This is a genomic window from Mesorhizobium sp. WSM3868 (assembly GCF_002294785.1).
Lineage (GTDB): Bacteria > Pseudomonadota > Alphaproteobacteria > Rhizobiales > Rhizobiaceae > Mesorhizobium.
This window is the reverse complement of the sequence record NZ_NSGB01000012.1, coordinates 105,680-122,370: the sequence shown is the minus strand read 5'-3', so window position 1 is coordinate 122,370 and position 16,691 is coordinate 105,680. Positions and strand designations below refer to the sequence as shown.

The 16,691-nt window shown below is 63.9% G+C and carries 21 protein-coding genes; 12 read left to right on the top strand and 9 right to left on the bottom strand.

Translation table 11 applies throughout. The annotated features are described in order from the left end of the window. The first annotated feature begins 14 nt into the window (after positions 1–14). From CK221_RS19755 to CK221_RS19745, 3 genes are read left to right on the top strand one after another with little or no spacing between them, the layout of a single operon-like run. Complete coding sequence (locus CK221_RS19755) at positions 15–410, top strand: cupin domain-containing protein (RefSeq protein ID WP_066993021.1); 396 nt, start codon at positions 15–17, stop codon at positions 408–410. Positions 411–438: 28 nt separating this feature from the next. Continuing rightward, entirely contained in the window at positions 439–1,455 is a 1,017-nt protein-coding gene (locus CK221_RS19750) for a zinc-dependent alcohol dehydrogenase family protein (RefSeq protein WP_066993024.1), read from the top strand. Positions 1,456–1,464: 9 nt separating this feature from the next. Beyond that, positions 1,465–2,661 carry an arabinose transporter gene (locus CK221_RS19745; protein WP_095778931.1) on the top strand — a complete coding sequence of 399 codons (1,197 nt, stop codon included), beginning with the start codon at positions 1,465–1,467 and terminating at the stop codon, positions 2,659–2,661. Between the two features lie 61 nt (positions 2,662–2,722). Here CK221_RS19745 and CK221_RS19740 read toward each other — a convergent pair whose 3' ends face one another. Further along, positions 2,723–3,247: a hypothetical protein gene (locus CK221_RS19740; protein WP_143749071.1), complete on the bottom strand. Its 525-nt coding sequence runs from the start codon at positions 3,245–3,247 to the stop codon at positions 2,723–2,725. A gap of 219 nt (positions 3,248–3,466) precedes the next feature. On the opposite strand from CK221_RS19740, the gene CK221_RS19735 reads away from it, so the two are divergent. After that, on the top strand, positions 3,467–4,069 hold the full coding sequence (locus CK221_RS19735; RefSeq protein WP_095778986.1) for a cupin: 603 nt from the start codon (positions 3,467–3,469) through the stop codon (positions 4,067–4,069). Positions 4,070–4,165: 96 nt separating this feature from the next. Here CK221_RS19735 and CK221_RS19730 read toward each other — a convergent pair whose 3' ends face one another. Beyond that, on the bottom strand, positions 4,166–4,525 hold the full coding sequence (locus CK221_RS19730; RefSeq protein ID WP_095778929.1) for a hypothetical protein: 360 nt from the start codon (positions 4,523–4,525) through the stop codon (positions 4,166–4,168). A gap of 149 nt (positions 4,526–4,674) precedes the next feature. Between CK221_RS19730 and CK221_RS19725 the strand changes: the two genes are divergently transcribed. Further along, on the top strand, positions 4,675–4,965 hold the full coding sequence (locus CK221_RS19725) for a DUF982 domain-containing protein (RefSeq protein ID WP_095778928.1): 291 nt from the start codon (positions 4,675–4,677) through the stop codon (positions 4,963–4,965). 18 nt (positions 4,966–4,983) lie between these two features. Here the strand turns inward: CK221_RS19725 and CK221_RS19720 are convergent, their stop codons facing one another. Beyond that, on the bottom strand, positions 4,984–5,553 hold the full coding sequence (locus tag CK221_RS19720; protein ID WP_095778927.1) for a DNA-3-methyladenine glycosylase: 570 nt from the start codon (positions 5,551–5,553) through the stop codon (positions 4,984–4,986). Beyond that, a complete protein-coding gene (locus tag CK221_RS19715) occupies positions 5,543–6,175 on the bottom strand; it encodes a TetR/AcrR family transcriptional regulator (protein ID WP_095778926.1) in 633 nt (210 codons plus the stop codon). Before CK221_RS19715 ends, CK221_RS19720 begins: the two co-directional genes overlap by 11 nt. A gap of 134 nt (positions 6,176–6,309) precedes the next feature. Between CK221_RS19715 and CK221_RS19710 the strand changes: the two genes are divergently transcribed. Then, on the top strand, positions 6,310–6,756 hold the full coding sequence (locus CK221_RS19710; protein ID WP_095778925.1) for a hypothetical protein: 447 nt from the start codon (positions 6,310–6,312) through the stop codon (positions 6,754–6,756). Positions 6,757–6,883: 127 nt separating this feature from the next. On the opposite strand, the gene CK221_RS19705 is transcribed toward CK221_RS19710, so the two are convergent. The 5 genes from CK221_RS19705 to CK221_RS19680 form a co-directional block, all read right to left on the bottom strand. Further along, positions 6,884–7,246 carry a VanZ family protein gene (locus CK221_RS19705; RefSeq protein WP_095778924.1) on the bottom strand — a complete coding sequence of 121 codons (363 nt, stop codon included), beginning with the start codon at positions 7,244–7,246 and terminating at the stop codon, positions 6,884–6,886. Between the two features lie 193 nt (positions 7,247–7,439). After that, on the bottom strand, positions 7,440–8,588 hold the full coding sequence (locus tag CK221_RS19700) for an amidohydrolase (RefSeq protein ID WP_095778923.1): 1,149 nt from the start codon (positions 8,586–8,588) through the stop codon (positions 7,440–7,442). A 433-nt stretch (positions 8,589–9,021) separates the two neighbouring features. Continuing rightward, a complete protein-coding gene (locus tag CK221_RS19690; RefSeq protein ID WP_095778921.1) occupies positions 9,022–9,483 on the bottom strand; it encodes a hypothetical protein in 462 nt (153 codons plus the stop codon). Between the two features lie 3 nt (positions 9,484–9,486). Beyond that, on the bottom strand, positions 9,487–10,623 hold the full coding sequence (locus CK221_RS19685) for a HigA family addiction module antitoxin (RefSeq protein WP_095778920.1): 1,137 nt from the start codon (positions 10,621–10,623) through the stop codon (positions 9,487–9,489). Next, positions 10,623–10,916 carry a type II toxin-antitoxin system RelE/ParE family toxin gene (locus CK221_RS19680; RefSeq protein ID WP_095778919.1) on the bottom strand — a complete coding sequence of 98 codons (294 nt, stop codon included), beginning with the start codon at positions 10,914–10,916 and terminating at the stop codon, positions 10,623–10,625. The genes CK221_RS19685 and CK221_RS19680 overlap by 1 nt, the downstream gene beginning before the upstream one ends. A gap of 107 nt (positions 10,917–11,023) precedes the next feature. Between CK221_RS19680 and CK221_RS19675 the strand changes: the two genes are divergently transcribed. The 6 genes from CK221_RS19675 (at position 11,024) to CK221_RS19650 (ending at position 16,648) form a co-directional block, all read left to right on the top strand. After that, positions 11,024–11,893, top strand: a complete 870-nt coding sequence (locus CK221_RS19675) for a helix-turn-helix domain-containing protein (RefSeq protein ID WP_095778918.1) — start codon at positions 11,024–11,026, stop codon at positions 11,891–11,893. A gap of 24 nt (positions 11,894–11,917) precedes the next feature. Beyond that, entirely contained in the window at positions 11,918–12,190 is a 273-nt protein-coding gene (locus tag CK221_RS19670) for a hypothetical protein (RefSeq protein WP_095778917.1), read from the top strand. A gap of 126 nt (positions 12,191–12,316) precedes the next feature. Next, a complete protein-coding gene (locus CK221_RS19665) occupies positions 12,317–13,222 on the top strand; it encodes an alpha/beta hydrolase (RefSeq protein ID WP_095778916.1) in 906 nt (301 codons plus the stop codon). A 225-nt stretch (positions 13,223–13,447) separates the two neighbouring features. Further along, complete coding sequence (locus CK221_RS19660; protein ID WP_066993064.1) at positions 13,448–14,767, top strand: aspartate aminotransferase family protein; 1,320 nt, start codon at positions 13,448–13,450, stop codon at positions 14,765–14,767. Between the two features lie 24 nt (positions 14,768–14,791). Then, positions 14,792–15,943, top strand: coding sequence for an FAD-binding oxidoreductase (locus tag CK221_RS19655; RefSeq protein ID WP_095778915.1), 1,152 nt, complete (start codon positions 14,792–14,794; stop codon positions 15,941–15,943). 180 nt (positions 15,944–16,123) lie between these two features. Next, complete coding sequence (locus CK221_RS19650) at positions 16,124–16,648, top strand: EF-hand domain-containing protein (protein WP_095778914.1); 525 nt, start codon at positions 16,124–16,126, stop codon at positions 16,646–16,648. Positions 16,649–16,691 lie beyond the last annotated feature (43 nt).

Here is a 16,691-nt window from a genome sequence, read left to right as displayed (position 1 = left end):
CAAAGGAGATCACCATGGACATTCTTCGCGCTGGCACGAGGCCGTCCGGCAAGGGGCCTTCCGACTGGTTCACCGGCACGGTCCGGATCGATCCGCTCTTCAATCCCTTCGATGCCGCGCGGGTGCAGGGCGCGCAGGTCACCTTCGAGCCCGGCGCCCGCACCGCCTGGCATACGCATCCGCTGGGGCAGACGCTGATCGTCGTCTCCGGCCGTGGCCGCGTGCAGCGCGAGGGCGGGCCGATCGAGGAGATCCGCCCCGGCGACGTCGTCTGGTTCGCGCCCGGCGAGAAGCATTGGCACGGCGCGTCGCCCGAGACGGCCATGACCCACATTGCCCTCCAGGAGGTCAAGGACGGCAAGGTCGTGGACTGGCTGGAACATGTCAGCGACGCCGACTACCGCGCCTGATCACCGATCGAACGAAAAGGAAAGCAAAATGCTCGCAACTGTTCTTCATAAGCCCGGCGATATCCGCTGCGAGGAAATCGAGGACCCGAAGATCCTTCGCCCGACGGACGCCATCATCAAGCTCTCGGCGAGCTGCATCTGCGGCTCGGACCTGTGGCCGTATCGCGGGCTGCAGCCGATCGATCGCCCGATGCATATGGGCCACGAATATTGCGGCATCGTCGTCGAGGTCGGCGCGGAAGTGCGCAACGTGCGCCCCGGCCAGTTCGTCGTCGGCTCCTTCTGCCTCTCCGACAACACCTGCCCGCATTGCCGCTTCGGCTTCCAGTCCTCCTGCGTGCAACGCGAGTTCATGTCGGGCGCGCAGGCGCCTTACGCCCGCGTGCCGCTGGCCGACGGCACCCTGGTGGCGACTTCCGAGGTTCCGCCGGCCGACCTTGTGCCTGACCTGTTGGCCGTCTCGGATGTGCTCGGCACCGGCTGGTATGCGGCGGATGCGGCCGAGGTGCGCCAAGGATCGACGGTTGTCGTCGTCGGCGACGGCGCCGTCGGCCTGATGGGCGTGCTCGCGGCGAGCGAGATGGGCGCGCAGCGCATCATCGCCATGAGCCGGCACGAGAGCCGCCAGAAACTCGCGCGCGAGTTCGGCGCGACCGACATCGTGGCCGAGCGCGGCGAGGAAGGCATCGCCCGCATCAAGGAACTGACTGCGGGCGTCGGCGCGGACTCGGTGCTGGAATGCGTCGGTACGGCCGAATCCTTCGACCAGGCGCTGGCCTGCTCGCGCCCCGGCGGCACCATCGGCTATGTCGGCGTGCCGCATGGCGTGAGCTTCGACGGCCAGAAACTGTTCTTCGGCCAGAAGCGCATGCTCGGCGGCCCGGCGCCGGTGCGCCGCTTCCTGCCCGAGCTGATGGAGCGCGTGCTCAAGGGCAGGATCAAGCCCGGCAAGGTTTTCGACCTCAAGCTGCCGCTGACTGAGGTCGCCGAGGGCTACCGCGCCATGGACGAGCGGCGCGCGATCAAGGTCATGCTCGAGGTCTAGGCGCCGGCGATGGTCGCGACGGGCACTGCAGCCGATGAAAGCCGGACGATGGCGAGATTGCTGCCGATCATGGCGGCGGTCTTTGCCGGCTTCCTGCTCATCGGCCTGGCGTTGCCCGTCCTGCCGCTGCATCTGCATGACAGGCTCGGCTTCGGCCCGTTCGCCGTCGGGCTGGTGACGGGCAGCCAGTTCGTCGCCTCGCTGCTGTCGCGCATTGGTGCCGGAAACTATGCCGATCTGCGTGGCGGCAAGCGCGCCGTCGTGGTCGGCCTTGTCGGCGCCGCGCTGGCCGGGCTTATCTATCTCGGCTCACTGGCTTTGCTCGCTCAGCCGATCGCGTCCGCTACGGTGCTCTTCGTCGGCAGGGCGGTGCTGGGCGCGGCCGAGAGCTTCATCATCACCGGCGGCGTCACCTGGGGCCTGGCGCTTGCCGGCGGACAGAACTCCGGCAAGGTCATCGCCTGGATCGGCATGGCAATGTTCGCGGCGCTGGCGCTCGGCGCGCCGATCGGGTCCACGCTCTATGAAGCCCGGGGCTTCGCCGCGATCGCTCTCGCCACAATGGTCCTGCCCCTTGCAACACTGCTCGCCACTCTGCCGATGCGCGGCGTCAAGGCCGCCAGCAGCGCTGCGCGGCAGTCCTGGACGAGCGTCGCGCAAGCGGTTTGGCTTCCGGGCGTCGGAGCGGCCCTCAGCAGCCTCGGCTATGGCGCGATCCTGTCCTTCGCAGCACTGCTCTTTGCCGAGCGCGGCTGGCATCCGGTCTGGCTTCCCTTCACCGCCTATGCGGCATCGCTGATCGCGGCAAGGCTGTGCTTCGGCCACCTGCCGGACAGTCTCGGCGGCGCCCGCGTCGCCGCCATCTTCGTGGTGGTCGAGGCGGCGGGCCTTCTATCGATCTGGCTGGCGCCGGGGCCGCTCGTCGCGGTAATCGGAGCGGGCCTGACCGGGCTTGGCTACTCGCTGGTCTATCCGGGCCTCGGCACCGAGGCGGTCGCCCATCTCCCCGCAAGCAGCCGCGGCCTTGCCATGGGACTCTACACCGTCTTTCTCGACGTGGCGCTCGGCTTCGGCAGCCCGGGGCTCGGCCTGATCGCCGCGTCCGCCGGGCTGCGGTTCGTCTTCCTCGCCGCCGCCGCGGCGGCACTTCCGGCTTTGGCCATCGCGCTCTTGCTTCGCCGCAGGTCAGCCCGGGCAAGGATGTAACGGCAAGCGCGCCGCCGCTAAGCCGTCTCTGCAGGTCGTCAGATCGGCTCTTCGGTCAGCCTCAGTGCCGGGGCACTTCGGCCCACAACCGGGCGGCAAAGCCGCGCTTGTCGAGCACCCAGGTCTCGCCGGTCACCACCGCCTTGCCGTCCAGACATTTGTAGGAATAGAGCGCGTCGTGACCGGTCGCGAAGGCTGGCACGACGTCGGCATTCGGGTTGGTCCTGCAGAATTCGTCCGCGCCGGGATTGTCGCGCGCGGCGTTCATTTTGGCGCAGGGCAGGTTTGCCCCGACGAAGCAGGCCAGCACCTTGCCGTTCATGCAGCTGTAGTTGGCCTGCGCCTGCAGTTCCGATTCCGCCGGCGCGCCCTTGGCGTCCGGAAAGAGCTTCCTGAACGCCTTGACCGTGCCGCCGTAGAGCTCGTGCGAGTAGGCGCGGATCGTATCGTCGTTCTTCACCTGGCGGCACAGTTGATGGAGATTTTGGGCCTTTGCCACGCTGCCTGAAGCGAGCGCCGGGAAGTCGGATGCCGCAAGCACCACCGAAACGAAAACGCCGATGGTCGAAAGGCAAAATGCACGCATTTTGAACTCCTCGGGAAGGGCGCGCGGCCATTGCTGGCGTCGCGCATGGACGCCGGCAACCTCCCACAGCTTGACCGCTGCGATGCCGGGAAGCAATCCGGGTCGCTCGTGCCGCAAGCGGGCGTCGGCAACCTCTGGAACCAAGGCTGTCCCCACGGGTTGAGTTCGGTCGGCCGAGGTCGCAAGGCGTTGCAAGCGGCACTTATGGAGGACCCGGCTTTGAGCATTGTCGAGAGCATCAAGAAAGCAGCCGAGAAGCTCACCGGGATCGCAAGACCGGGCACGTCCAGGCTCGCGGATCTGGTCAGGCAGAGGAAGGCCAATGCCTTCCGCTTCAAGGACGACGGCCTTGTTCCGAACCATCCGTCGTGGCCGCTGATCGTTTACCGCGGCGCCGTGACGTTGCCGGATGATCTCGATCCGGCAGCCGTCTTCGAGGAGCTATTCAAGGCGAATGGCTGGGGCGACAGCTGGCGCAACGGCATCTACGACTATGTCCACTACCACTCGCGCATCCATGAGGTGCTGGGCATTGCGCGCGGCACGGCCAAGGTGCGCTTCGGCGGCGACAAGGGCCGCGCGCTCACGGTCAAGGCCGGCGACGTGGCGGTTCTGCCGGCCGGCACCGGTCACCAGCGGCTCTCGGCTTCCGACGATTTCCTCGTCGTCGGCGCCTATCCGCGCTCCGGCACCTATGACGAATGCACCAAGCCCGAGCAGCACGCGGAAGCGCTACGCATGATCCCGAAGGTGAGCCGGCCGCGCAAGGACCCGGTCTATGGCCGCGACGGACCATTGCTGAAGGCGTGGGGCGAACGCTGAATGCAAGCATCTCGCCATCAAGCGAGGCCATCCCCACCTGCGCCTTCAACAAGAAACAGCGGCCGCCGATTCGAAGTCGCAGCGGCGCGCTTTCGCCTACGGATACTGCGTCTTCTTCGGCGCGTAGGTTGCCGGATCGAAATCCAGCTCCTTGGGCAACGGCTGGCTGGAGCATTGCAGGTGCACCTGGCGGGCAAGAAGCCGTCGCTGTTGCTGCTCATGCTCCTTCACCGCCGCCACCATCCCCATGCTGTACGGGCCGAGCAGCACGCCAAAACCCCAGCCGGGATGCTCCTTTTCGCGCACGTCGTAGTCCGAGGCCGCAATGCGGGCCTGCTGGCATTCCGGCGAGGCCCATTTCGGGTCCTGCTGCGACAGCTTCGCTCCGTAGTCGACCGGAGAGGTCACGCATCCAGCCAGCGCCGCGCTGAGCGCGAGGATCATTGCGATTCGCATCCACAAGCCTTTCCTAATGTGCGGGCGAGAAAACACACACGGAGGCTTCGGGCAAGCATCCGTCGACGGGAACCAAAATCGCTTTCGAGCTGCAACCGGCCTGCGGGACGCGCGTTGTCGAAGCAGCTTACGTCATGGAGCCCACACACATGCCCGCCAAGCGTTTCTCTCAGCCCGTCGCAATCTTCGTCGGGCTCGGCTTTCCGCGCGAGATAAACACCGTCTTCGAGGCCTATCAGTTTCTCGACGAATGGACGGGCAGCCGCAGCCCGACCTACGCGACGACCGTCGCGCTGTGCCGGGCGGCGGTCGCGGGTGAACAGGATGCCGAAGCCGCACGCGTCGCCTTCGAAGCGTTCGCCAGGTCGCGCGGCATTCTCGCTGCCGAAGCGATGGAACTGGCCGCGGCGCGTGCCGCGCAGGAATGGATGGCGGCGTGATCGATCGCTATCGATCTCTCAAAACTTCCGGCTGACATAAGACGATCCGCCGAGGCCGAACCGCCACTGCGCCTCCACGCCCTTCGTGATGCCGATCCTGCGTCCGCTCAAAATAGCGGCCGCGTTGGTTTCCGAGGCGGCAAACTCGAAGGGCGGCGCGATGAGCGACAGGCCGTTATGCGAGCCGTCGACGCCCATCGCCTGGCAGAGCTTGCCCGGGCCGGAGCAGAGCAGCCTGTCCTCGTCGGTTCCCCGCCTGTCGCGCATGGCGGCGATGCCGGATTGCGGCTGGATCGCGCGGATCAGCACCGCGCTGCCAGGCAGGCACACCGCATTCAGGCACCAATGCAAGCCGTAGGAGCGATAGACATAGGCCGTGCCGGGGGCGCCATACATCGGCGCGTTCCGCGGCGTGCGGCCGCGATAGCTGTGCGAGGCCGGATCGTCGGGGCGATAGGCCTCGGTCTCGACAATGATGCCGCCGACGCCGGCGAGGCCGAGCCGCGCGCCGATCAAGGCGCGCGCCACCGTGACGGCTTCGCGCGCGAAGAAATTGTGGTGCTGGTCGGCGTGAGCGCTAGGCGGCATGGCGGTCAACGCTCGTCAGATAGGCCATGATCATCCTTCGGCACTGGCCCATCGCGCGTTCGCCGGCGACGCTGACCGGGTGGCGTTCGATGGCGCGGTGGACCACGTTCTCCAGGAGCGTCTCGATGAGCGCCGCCGCATCGCCCAAATCGAGGTCGGGCGCGATCTCGCGGCGGTGCCGCGCCAACTGGCTTTTGATGATCGTCGCGATCCGATCCCCGACCTCGCGGACCTTTTCCGCGCGATAGCGCGGCGCAAGCTCGTTCAGTGCCCGGTGCAGCTTCGGGTCATGCGGATGCGCGGCCATCGCCACCTCGATCATGGCGCCGACGGTTTCTTCGAGCGAACCGTGCGCGCGCTCTGCGACGGCCTGGACGAACGCCACCGACAATTTCTCTGCGTAATGGTCGACGACCGCCGCCGCCAGCGCCTGCTTGTTGGGGAAATACTGATAGAGCGAGCCGACGCTGACGCCGGCCCGCTCGGCCACCCGGGCGGTGGTCAGGGCTTCGAAGCCGACATCCGTCAAAAGCTGAGCCGCGGCTTGGACGATCGCTTCAAGGGTTGCTTTGGCGCGCTCCTGCCGCGGGATTTTGCGTTGAATTACCTCCCATTTAGCCAATCGCCCTCACAAGCGGTCCAAAAGCGAATACAAAACATGACGAAAACGTCACATATTCACTGGAGCATTGCAAGCGAGGCATCGCGGTCCAGCGGGGCGGATCTTCGATGCGGGCAAAAGCTGGAGACAAGACCATGCTCTACTCAAGCATTCTCGATATCCATGCCTTCGGTATGACGGCGGCGGCCGTGCTGTTCATGGCGGCTGAGTTCTTTCTGGTCGCCGGCGGCGGGGGATCGGCTACAATGGCGCGGTTTGCGTTCGGCGCCAGCCGCTTCGGCAACCTCCTCGCCATGCTCGGCATGCTTGCCGGCATAGCGCTGCTCTATCTCGGCGGCTGGTCGCTTACGACGCCGTGGCTGTTGCTCTCCTTCGCCCTGATCGCAATCATGATGGTGGTCAGCCGCCGCTTCGTGCAGCCGTGGCAAGCGAAGTTCCAGGCGGCCGTTGCAGGCGGGACGCGCGCGGAGCTCGGCGCGCTGGCCGGCGACCGCAAGGCGCTGATCGGCCGGGTCGCCGTGATCGCGCTGTTTGCGCTGATTGCAGCGGTGATGATGCTGAAGCCGGACCTGCTCGCATAAGCGCCGCAAGCGTTCGGCGAGCACGCCGCGCGCCGGTCCGATCAAATCATTCACCATCCCGGATGCCGGTGTGGATCAGGCGGTCCACCAACAAACCTCGAGCGGGTTCCGCGCGGCGTGCCGGGATTCAAATCCTCGGACCTGCCGAACGATCGACGGCCCTGCTCGCGACGGCAAACACAATCCGCGCCAAGGCAATCCCGATGAGCCCGGCCGCCGCTTTCACGAGCGCATCCTGGAGCCGGGCATGCCGGCCGGGATCAACCGCCTGCAGCAGTTCCAATAGGCCGGCCGCGGCACAGACAAACAGCATTGCGTGCATCAGGCGGGCGCGGAATCCGAAGGCCAAGGCAAGGCCGAACAGGGCATAGGCGAGAGCGCGTTCCATGTTCGCTTCACCGAGGTGCGGGCGCATTTGGACGGGTGAGAGGGTGGCAAACGTGATGGCCGCCAGCAGCACGAGCGCGGTAAAACGGGAGATCGAGGTCATTCCCCGCTCATACAAGTGGAAAGCCGGCATAACAATACAGGGCGCTACGCGGCACACGCAAACCGCCGGCGAAAGCTGTCCGGCCGTCCCTGCGCACCATGTCAGTTCAGCGTTTCGTGGGAAAGGGTGAACTTGCCCTGTCTCTCTGTTCCGACGCAATTCCGGCCGGAGAATGCGCCTCCTTTTCAGCCGCTCACCCCAGCAGGTTGCGCGCCGCGCGCATGAAGATCTTCGAGCCGATCGGGATCAGGTCGTCCGGGAAATCGTAGTCGGGATTGTGCAGCGCCGGGTAGCGCTCGCCGGCGCCGAGGAAGAACATCGCCGACTTGGCGCTATGGCCGAAGATGCCGAAATCCTCCGAGGCGCGCATCGGCAAGGCTGCCTCGCCGCGCGACACGCCTTCCTCGTCGAGCGCGCGCTCGAGATGCTCCACCGCGTCCGGCGCGTTGACGCTGGCCACGAAAATCTCGTGGTAGTCGTGGCGGACGGAAAGGCCGTGTTGGGCGGCGATTCTTGCCGCCAGCGCTTCCGCCGCTGCAACCAACTCCGCCATGCGCTCGTCGCGGCGGGTGCGCAGGGTCGCCCACACCTCGGCGTAGCCGGGCGCAATGCCGAACACCGCTTCGCCCATCGAGCAATGGGTGACGGTGACCATAGCGAAATCGTCGTCGGCGAAAATGCCGCGCCCGAGCGCCGGCAATTGAGGCATCAGCTCACTCACCGCCAGCATCGGCGAGCTGCCGGTTTCGGGCATGGAGGAATGCGCGGTCTTGCCTTCGAGCACGATCCGCATGCCGCGCGAGGCGCAATTCACCACGCCGGGTTTGAGCCTCACTTCGCCGAACGGCACGCCCGGCAGATTGTGCAGCGAGAAGGCGAAGTCAGGCTGGATCTCGGAAAAGCGTGGATCGGCGACGACGCCGGCCGCGCCATTGCCGGTCTCTTCCGCCGGCTGGAACATCAGCACCACGCGGCCGCGCGCCGGCCTTTGGCGCCCGAACTGGCGGCCGAGCGCAGCCAGGATCGCTGTGTGCCCGTCATGGCCGCACATATGCGACTTGCCCGGCACCTGCGAGGCATGCGCGACGCCCGAAAGCTCATGGATCGGCAGCGCGTCGAGCTCGGAGCGAAACAGCACCGTCGGCCCGGCTTGCCCGCTGTCATAGACCGCCGCCACGCCATGGCCGCCGAGCCCGGTCAGTACCTTGTCGGGCCCGGTATCGGCGAGGAAGTCGACGACCTCCTTCGCCGTCTTCTCCTCTTCGTTGGAGATTTCCGGCTGCCGATGCAGCTTGCGCCGCCATTCCGTCAGCTCGACCAGGTCTCGGTTGGTCAGGGTCACGTCCGTCTCCGCGTGGTTTGCAGCTCACACAAACACAATAGGGTTCTGCTCGCGCCGTGCCATGCCGATCAATTCAAATAGTCCATGGGCGAATTCGCTGGGTAGTGGGTCATTTTGAAATTCCGCCCCGATCAGAATAGGCGGTTTCGCCTACGCGCTGTCTGGAAATAGGCGGAAGCGCATGCCATCTTCAAGCCATGACAGAGAAGCACCCAAAGCGCCCGCGCGATCCTAACCAGTTGGCCAAGTCGATTGTCGATTTGGCGACTGGTGACGCGCCTGCCGAAGAGGACAGCAAGAACAAGGCCGCTGTGGAGCTTGGCCGGCGTGGCGGAAAGATTGGAGGCCGCGTGAGAGCCGACCGCATGTCGGCAGAAGAACGGGCCGAAGCAGCGCGGCTAGCTGCATCGGCCCGCTGGAGAAAGCGTGGCGACTAGGCGGCTTCTGCTGCCTCGATTTCCGCCAAGTCCATCGTGAAGTCGAAATCCATCTGGATAGGCTCTTCGTCCGACCTCGCATCATTGTAGCTATCGACATCAACCTTCAGCTGCCGAACGTCACCGACGATTCCGCGACGGCGCTGCTGGAATGACATCTGCATGTGATGCCGTGGGGCGGTTCGAATGTCATCCCACAAGACCATCTGCTGGCGGCCAGATTTGATCGTGGCGGGATGCAGCTTCCGAACCTTCCTTCCGCGCTTATCGGTGATGTACTCTTCGCGCATGGCCGACTGTAGATCTTCGGCGCATTTAGAGATGGCCGCCGACTCCGGCAGTTCCCATCGTCCCGTTCGGATAGCCCAAGCGGCCATTGTTCTGGTGCCCGCCGGCCACGGCTCGCCGGACATGCGGTACTCTGCAACGATTTTCTGCATCTGCTTGCTGTAAGTCATGCTTCAAATCTCCTTCAGATGCGGTGTAACCCCATACCCATCGGTCATAGCCGTACGTATGAGGACATGCCGCACCTTGGCTTGGTACTGCTTGAATAGGTCCCATCTGTTGAGGTGCTTTTGTATTTGCCCGGCCACGATGCCGGGATGGCGCTTCACTAATTTCGAAAATCCGATCAACCCTGGTTTGGAATAAATCGGATCGTGCCGACGAATGAAGCTTTCCATCTTCAGTTTCGGCACACAGAAATCCGCCGCCGCCGCATCGGCTGCACGTTCGGATTCATCGGTTAGCCGATCATCATCTTCGAAGTTGTCGATGACCGGATTATCGCGGCCTTCAAGCCGCAAAATGTGTTCGATCTCATGCCGCAGATTGAACCAAAAGCGGTCGATCTGATCGCCGCCCTTAAGGGACAGGGCAATGACTGGAGACCTGTTTTTGTCCAGCCAGAAACACACCCCATCAATGCGCGAACCGGGAAGCGGTTCGACGACCAAGAACCGCACCCCGCACTCATGCAAGATACGTGGCACATGGCGAACCTCCTCCGGGTCAACCATCAAGGCTTCAAGCTGGACAAGCGCATCGCGCAGTAGCGTTTCCGAAAACTTCGGCACTACCATCGCTTCAGCAAGGCGCTTCACCCGAATGAGCCAAGCCAATTGGATGGTGGAAATCTCTTCGTTATTCCTCTTCCTCCACGCGGCGAATGAACCGGAGATCGGATCACTAATCGAGGCGATTCCGAAGAAGCGGCAAACTGATGCTTCCATGCTCTCGCCCGGCCGCTGCGGAAGCCAGCCGCGCTTAGCCAAGTCTCGCACCGGGAAGCGCTTCCGCATCTCTGCTTCGCGCGCAATGCGTTCGTCGGCCGGCGATGTTCTCGACAGCTGATAAGCAGATTCCAAATTCAGCCAATACTGCGGAGTCGTATCAAGCGCCGCCGCGATCTCCCGAGCCGTGTCTGGGGTAATAGAACGCTTCCCCGCGATGATCTCATTCACCACGTTAGCCTTGCGGCCGATGATCTCTGCAAACTCTGTCTGCGACCAGCCCAAATCGTCCAGCGCGTCCTTGAGGAACTCGCCCGGCGGGAAAGCTTCGGCTGGTACTCTATCGGTCATTGTCTTTGGCATCAGTGATAATCCGCTATCTCAATTACCCGCAGTCGGGTGCCTTCGTTGTCGGTGACGATCTCAACAATGAGCCGCCACTGCTTGGTCAGCCGCACCGAATGTTGGTGGCCCCTTCTCCCCTGAAGCTTTTCGAATCTAAGCCCGCCCCGATAGAGGTCTCGCTGGTCAACAGCCGAGCGCAAGGCCCACAAAGCCTTGCGAAACCCGCGAACAACGTCTGGCCCGAAGCCGGCATTGAAACGCGGGTCCACCTCCAATTTGTCGAGGTCATCGTCGGCAAACTCGATCTCCATGCCTCACGCCCCTTTTATATAGCGTCGGAGAAAAATTCTCAATAGCCTCTATCCCGGATAGCGTAATAATAGTTGCAAAGCAAGAGCGCTTATGCATAATGGTCAGTATGAATAAATTGGACGCCCAAGCCCGGTCTCAAATCCTTCACATGCTCTGCGAAGGTCAGTCGATCCGCGCGATCACCCGCATCATGGGTATCAGCAAAAATACCGTCGCCAAGCTTCTTTCGGATGCTGGCGAGATTTGCGCACAATATCAGGACGAAGCCCTGCGCAACCTGACCAGCAAGCGCGTGCAGGTGGATGAAATCTGGAGCTTCACCTACGCCAAGGAAAAGAATGTCCCTGCGGCCAAGGCTGCGCCGGAATGGGCTGGTGATACCTGGACTTGGACGGCCATCGATGCCGACACCAAGCTTGTCATGTCATGGCTGGTCGGTGGCCGCGATAGCGAATACGCCATGGCCTTCATTGACGATCTGTCGCGCCGCCTCTCCAATCGCGTCCAACTGACTAGCGACGGCCATAGGGCCTATCTTGAAGCGGTGGAAGGCGCTTTCGGTGGCGACGTTGACTACGCGATGCTGGTCAAGATTTACGGCACGTCGCCGGACAGCACCAAGGGCCGTTTTAGCCCGGCCGAATGCACTGGCGTGCGCAAAGAGAATCCCGATGCCAAGCACGTCAGCACGTCATTTGCCGAACGGCAGAACCTCACCATGCGGATGCATATGCGCCGCTTCACCCGACTGACCAATGGCTTCTCAAAGAAGGTCGAGGCCCATGCAAATGCGGTTGCTCTCCACTTCATGTACTACAACTTCGTGCGCATCCATAAGACGCTGCGCGTAACACCAGCAATGGCCACTGGTGTAACTGATAGACTTTGGGAGATCGCGGACATCGTTGCATTGATCGAGGCGAAGAAGGCCGAGAAGCCGATGGTGCGCGGTCCATACAAAAAGCGGACACCATAACGTCCGCTGTGATACGGTTTTCGCATGAAGACCTACCATCTCGATGCCACTGAATTCGCCAAGCTGGAATTCTTGCTAGGTGAGACACTTGGCTTTCTGAGATTGGAGAGGAGCAAGGCCGAACTCGACGAATTCCGAGACCGCGTTTTGCCGATTCTTCGCGACGTGTACTATGAGGTTCTTGGCCCTAAAATCGACGACCGACAACGCGACGCAATCTCTCAATCTGACCCATGGAGTAGCGAGTTGCCAGCGGACAGGGCGATTGAACTCTTAGCTAAGATATTCGAAGCCTAGAATTTCAAACTGACCCACTACCATTCGCTGACGCAGCTTGACACATCCAGCGACTATCCCAACGATTTCCGTTGCCAAAGCTCAAAGCGCTACTAGTCGCGGCGCGCTTGGTCTTGGGGCGGAGAAATGAGCGGTGCGGGCGAAAACCTCGATCTAAAGGAAATCAACGCCATTCGTGCCTTGCTGGCGTCGAGGCCGCGGCCGGTGGGCTGGGATGAACGCCGGGCGCGGCTCGACGAGGTCGGCTCGTCCTCGCCGGTCGCGGCCGATATCCGATGCGAGGCGGTGACTTTCAACGACATCGCCTCCGAGTGGTCCTTGGCGCCCGGGTCCGACACCGACAAGGTGCTGCTCTTCTTCCATGGTGGCGGTTACTGCTCCGGCTCGATCAAAAGCCATCGTCGAATGGTAACAGAGGCCGGCCGGGCAATGAGAATGCGCACGCTTGCGGTCGGCTATCGGCGCGCCCCGGAACATCCCTTTCCCGCGCAGCACGAAGACGCGCTCGCGGCGTGGCGCTTCCTCGCCGAGCAAGGGATCGCGCCGGATCGTATCGTTGTCGGCGGAGACAGTGCCGGCGGCAATCTCAGCCTGTCACTGGTCGGCCGGTTGCGCGCGGCGGGCGAGCGGTTGCCGGGCTGCCTTTGGCTGGTCTCGCCCTGGACGGATCTTTCGATGTCCGGCACGACATTGTCAGCCAAGGATGCGATCGACCCCATCATCCACCGGGCCTATCTGGAGGAACTGGCGGGCGCCTATGTTCCCCATGGTGTGGACCGGCGCGATCCGCTGATCTCGCCCTTATTTGCCGATCTGACCGGATTTCCTCCAATGCTGATCCAGGTCGGTTCCGCCGAAACGCTGCTGTCGGACGCGACGCGGCTCGCCGAGGCCGCCGGCATAGCGGACGTCGAGGCACGCCTCGAAATCTGGCCGCATATGATCCATGCCTGGCCGGTCTGGAATGCGCAATTGAGCGCCGGGCGGCGCGCGCTTCTGAGCGCGGGCAGCTTTGCCCGCGAATTTGTGTAGCCACCGGCGGCCAGGCAGGATCGGCATGTTCCCGACCTGACCGCTTTGTTGCTCGGGCCGCGCCTGGCAGCTCGATGCCGCGAAAACGATATCTGTGGCCCGCGTTGCTTGGCCGGGCTGGCCGCTTGCGGACATTCGGGGGCGAGCCATACGATCCTCACCGGGTGAACGACTCCAGCTTCCGCTGCAGCTCCGCTTCGCTCCCCCAATTCGCTTCGGAGAACCATGCCGCACTATCCAGACGCAATGCCCCTGTCCAAGACCCTGTTCGAACGTGCCAAGAAGGTGATGCCGGGCGGCAACACGCGCACCACGGTCTTTGTCGATCCGTTTCCGATCTATGCCTCGCGCGGCGAGGGGTGCAGGGTCTGGGATGTGGACGGCAACGTCTATTACGACTGCATCAACAATTTCACCTCGATGATCCATGGCTACACGCAACCGGATGTGGCCGCCGCGGTGATCGACCAGCTGCCGTTCGGCACGGCCTTCGGTGCGCCGACGGTCAGCGAGATCGAGCTTGCCGAGCTGCTGGTCGAGCGGTTGTCCTCGGTCGACCGGATCCGCTTCGCCAACTCCGGGACCGAGGGGGTGATGATGGCCATCAAGGCCGCGCGCGCTTTCACCGGGCGGCCGAAGATCGTCAAGATCGAGGGCGCCTATCACGGCTCCTACGACTTCGCCGAAGTCAGCCTTGACAGTACTCCCGCCAATTGGGGAGACATGCCGAATTCCACGCCCTATGCGAGGGGCACGCCGCGCGGGGTGCTGGACGATGTGATCGCCGTGCCCTTCAACGACAGCGAAGCGCTGCGCGCGGTCTTCGCCGCTGAGCGCAATACCATCGCCGGCGTGCTGATCGATCCCATGCCGAACCGCGCCGGTCTCATTCCTGCGCGGCAGGATTACCTGCGCGCCATGGTCGAGATCGCCCATGCGGCGGGTGCCCTGGTCATCTTCGACGAGGTGATTTCCTTCCGCCTCGGATATTCGGGCGCGCAGGGGCTGTGGGGCATCCAGCCCGACCTGACGGCGCTGGGCAAGATCATCGGCGGAGGCTTTCCCGTGGGTGCCGTCGGCGGCCGGGCCGACATCATGGCGGTGTTCGATCCGACCCAGGGCAAGCCCGCTTTGCCGCATGGCGGCACCTTCACCGCCAATCCGGTGACGATGCGCGCCGGGCTTGCCGCGATGCGGGCGCTGACCAGGGAAAGCTTTGCCCACCTCGATCGCCTAGGCGCGTTGTTGCGCGACGGGATCGCGGCCTCATTGGGCAAGCATGGTCTTGCCGGCCAATGCGTCGGCCTGGGCTCGCTCTTCAAGGTCCATTTCACGTCGCATCCGGTCACGGATTACCGGTCCGTCTATCCGGGCCAGGCCGAACGCAGGAAGCTCGATGCCTTCCACAAGGGCTTGCTTGGCCGCGGCGTCTTGTCGGCCAGCTATGGCCTGTTCGCGCTGTCGACACCGATGACCGAGGCGGACGCCCGCGCCATTCTGCAGGCGATCGACGAGACCCTGGGCGAGATCGCTCGCCAGTCCTGAGACAGGCCGACAGGAGGATCACGGATGACAGCTTCTCCTCATGTGGTGGTGATCGGCGCCGGCACGTTGGGTTTGTGCTCGGCCCTCCACCTTGTCGAACAGGGCGCGCGCGTGACCGTGCTCGAAGGCCAGTCGATCGCCTCCGGATCGAGCGGCAGGTCGGTCGGCGTGGTCGGGTCGCAATTCACCGATCCGTTCGAGATCATGCTTCGCGTTCATGCGCTGCGCCGCTTCCGCCAATGGGAGAGCCAGGGGCTTGGCTTCAACCATATCGGCTACCTGCGGCTGGCGCGCACGCGGAAGCAGATGGAGCTGTTTGCAAAGTCGGTGGAACTTCAGGAAGCGGCCGGCCTGCGCTCGCGACTCTATCGTGCGAACGAACTCACGGAACTCGTGCCGCATATCGACCCGGATGGCCTGGAGGGTGGGCTGTTCGGGCCCGACAATGGCTTCCTCGACCCTCACGAGATGTGCACTTTCCTGGCGCAGGCGGTCCGCGCAGAGGGCGGCGAAATCCGCCAGTATCGCAAGCTGCTCGGGGTAAGGCGGCGAGCGCGCGGCTACACGCTGGAGACCAGCGGCGATCCGATCGATTGCGATGTCGTGGTCAATGCGGCAGGAGCCTGGGCGCCTCAGGTCGCCGAGCTCTTCGGCCAGCGCCTGCACATTTGGCCCGAGCGTCACGAGGCGGTCGTCATCCATCTCGACGAGCCGCTCGGCTACACGATGCCGATGGTCATGGATCTGGTGAACGGCGAGGGAAGCGGCCTCAATTTCCGCCATGAGAAAAGCACCGAACTGATCGCCGAGATCCACAAGGTGGACTCGCTCGCGCCGGAGGATCCCGACAATTACAACGACCAGTGCGAGGAACGATCGAAGGTCAGACTGGCGGAGCTTCTCCTCGAGCGGCTGCCGGACCTGCCGGGCGCGCGGCTTGGCCGGGGCTGGGCCGGCCTTTACCCCGTGACCGCCGACCATCGCCCCTTCGTCGGCCCGATCGATGCTTCCGAGCCGACATTGGTGACCGCCGCCGGCGCCGGCGGCTACGGCATCCAGCTGGCCCCGGTGATCGGGCAGATCGCGGCCGACTGGGTTCTTTACGGCGCCCCGGTTTCCGCGGCCGGCACCGAGAGCCTCCTGCCGTCGGCAGTGCGAAACATTGCTCTCAGGTGATTGAGCGATCGAGCTTGGCGGGATGTCGAAGTCCGTCTCACGCGCCTAGGAGCGCGCCGGCATTCTGCAGGCTCGAAACACTTCTTGGGCCATCGGCGCTTCGCGCGGAACCATCGGATCGAGAGCAGGTTGGTTGTGCATCTCAGTTTGAGAGACAGTCACAGCTCAAGGGAGAACCCGATGAAACTTCCGTACAGAACTACAGCCGCCGCTGCTGCCTTGCTATTCATGAGCTTCCCGGTCCTTGCCCAGACAAGTGCTGCGCCGGAGCCCACGCCGATTCCGCAGAAGCCCGGACCGACCGCGACACCGGAAACCACCGCCCAACCCGCAGGTCCGACGCGCGAGATGATCCGCCGGATGATCGACGACGCGCTCCAGGAAAAGCTGCAGGAAGATCGTTCGGCTGAACAGGGACCCCGGCATGGCGGACGTTGGCACCGCGAAGACAGACAAGCGCGGCGCGACGACGACAGAATGGCTGGCAGGCCTGATCGGATGGGACCGCGCATGATGCACCGCGCCCGTATGCAGGTCATGTTCGCGATAGTGGATGCCCACGGCGACGGCGCACTGTCGCAGGGCGAAGTTCAGGATATCGTCGGCAGGATCTTCAACGCCGCCGACGAGGATGGCGACGGCAGCCTCGACCTGGACGAGCTGCAGTCGTTCATGCATGGCTCCGGTGGCGGGCGCATGCGGTAGCGGCGCCGAAGCACATCCAGCCGGAGCGAAGCATCTTAGCCGC

Bases quoted from the DNA above. Each gene is read 5' to 3' on its own strand.
- CK221_RS19650 (WP_095778914.1), top strand. From the start codon at position 16,124: ATGAAACTTCCGTACAGAACTACAGCCGCCGCTGCTGCCTTGCTATTC.
- CK221_RS19655 (WP_095778915.1), top strand. From the start codon at position 14,792: ATGACAGCTTCTCCTCATGTGGTGGTGATCGGCGCCGGCACGTTGGGT.
- CK221_RS19720 (WP_095778927.1), bottom strand. From the start codon at position 5,553: ATGCCGCCTAGCGCTCACGCCGACCAGCACCACAATTTCTTCGCGCGC.
- CK221_RS19705 (WP_095778924.1), bottom strand. From the start codon at position 7,246: ATGACCTCGATCTCCCGTTTTACCGCGCTCGTGCTGCTGGCGGCCATC.
- CK221_RS19665 (WP_095778916.1), top strand. From the start codon at position 12,317: ATGAGCGGTGCGGGCGAAAACCTCGATCTAAAGGAAATCAACGCCATT.
- CK221_RS19725 (WP_095778928.1), top strand. From the start codon at position 4,675: ATGCCCGCCAAGCGTTTCTCTCAGCCCGTCGCAATCTTCGTCGGGCTC.
- CK221_RS19685 (WP_095778920.1), bottom strand. From the start codon at position 10,623: ATGCCAAAGACAATGACCGATAGAGTACCAGCCGAAGCTTTCCCGCCG.
- CK221_RS19670 (WP_095778917.1), top strand. From the start codon at position 11,918: ATGAAGACCTACCATCTCGATGCCACTGAATTCGCCAAGCTGGAATTC.
- CK221_RS19660 (WP_066993064.1), top strand. From the start codon at position 13,448: ATGCCGCACTATCCAGACGCAATGCCCCTGTCCAAGACCCTGTTCGAA.
- CK221_RS19710 (WP_095778925.1), top strand. From the start codon at position 6,310: ATGCTCTACTCAAGCATTCTCGATATCCATGCCTTCGGTATGACGGCG.
- CK221_RS19675 (WP_095778918.1), top strand. From the start codon at position 11,024: ATGAATAAATTGGACGCCCAAGCCCGGTCTCAAATCCTTCACATGCTC.
- CK221_RS19680 (WP_095778919.1), bottom strand. From the start codon at position 10,916: ATGGAGATCGAGTTTGCCGACGATGACCTCGACAAATTGGAGGTGGAC.
- CK221_RS19690 (WP_095778921.1), bottom strand. From the start codon at position 9,483: ATGACTTACAGCAAGCAGATGCAGAAAATCGTTGCAGAGTACCGCATG.
- CK221_RS19745 (WP_095778931.1), top strand. From the start codon at position 1,465: ATGGTCGCGACGGGCACTGCAGCCGATGAAAGCCGGACGATGGCGAGA.
- CK221_RS19755 (WP_066993021.1), top strand. From the start codon at position 15: ATGGACATTCTTCGCGCTGGCACGAGGCCGTCCGGCAAGGGGCCTTCC.
- CK221_RS19740 (WP_143749071.1), bottom strand. From the start codon at position 3,247: ATGCGTGCATTTTGCCTTTCGACCATCGGCGTTTTCGTTTCGGTGGTG.
- CK221_RS19750 (WP_066993024.1), top strand. From the start codon at position 439: ATGCTCGCAACTGTTCTTCATAAGCCCGGCGATATCCGCTGCGAGGAA.
- CK221_RS19730 (WP_095778929.1), bottom strand. From the start codon at position 4,525: ATGCGAATCGCAATGATCCTCGCGCTCAGCGCGGCGCTGGCTGGATGC.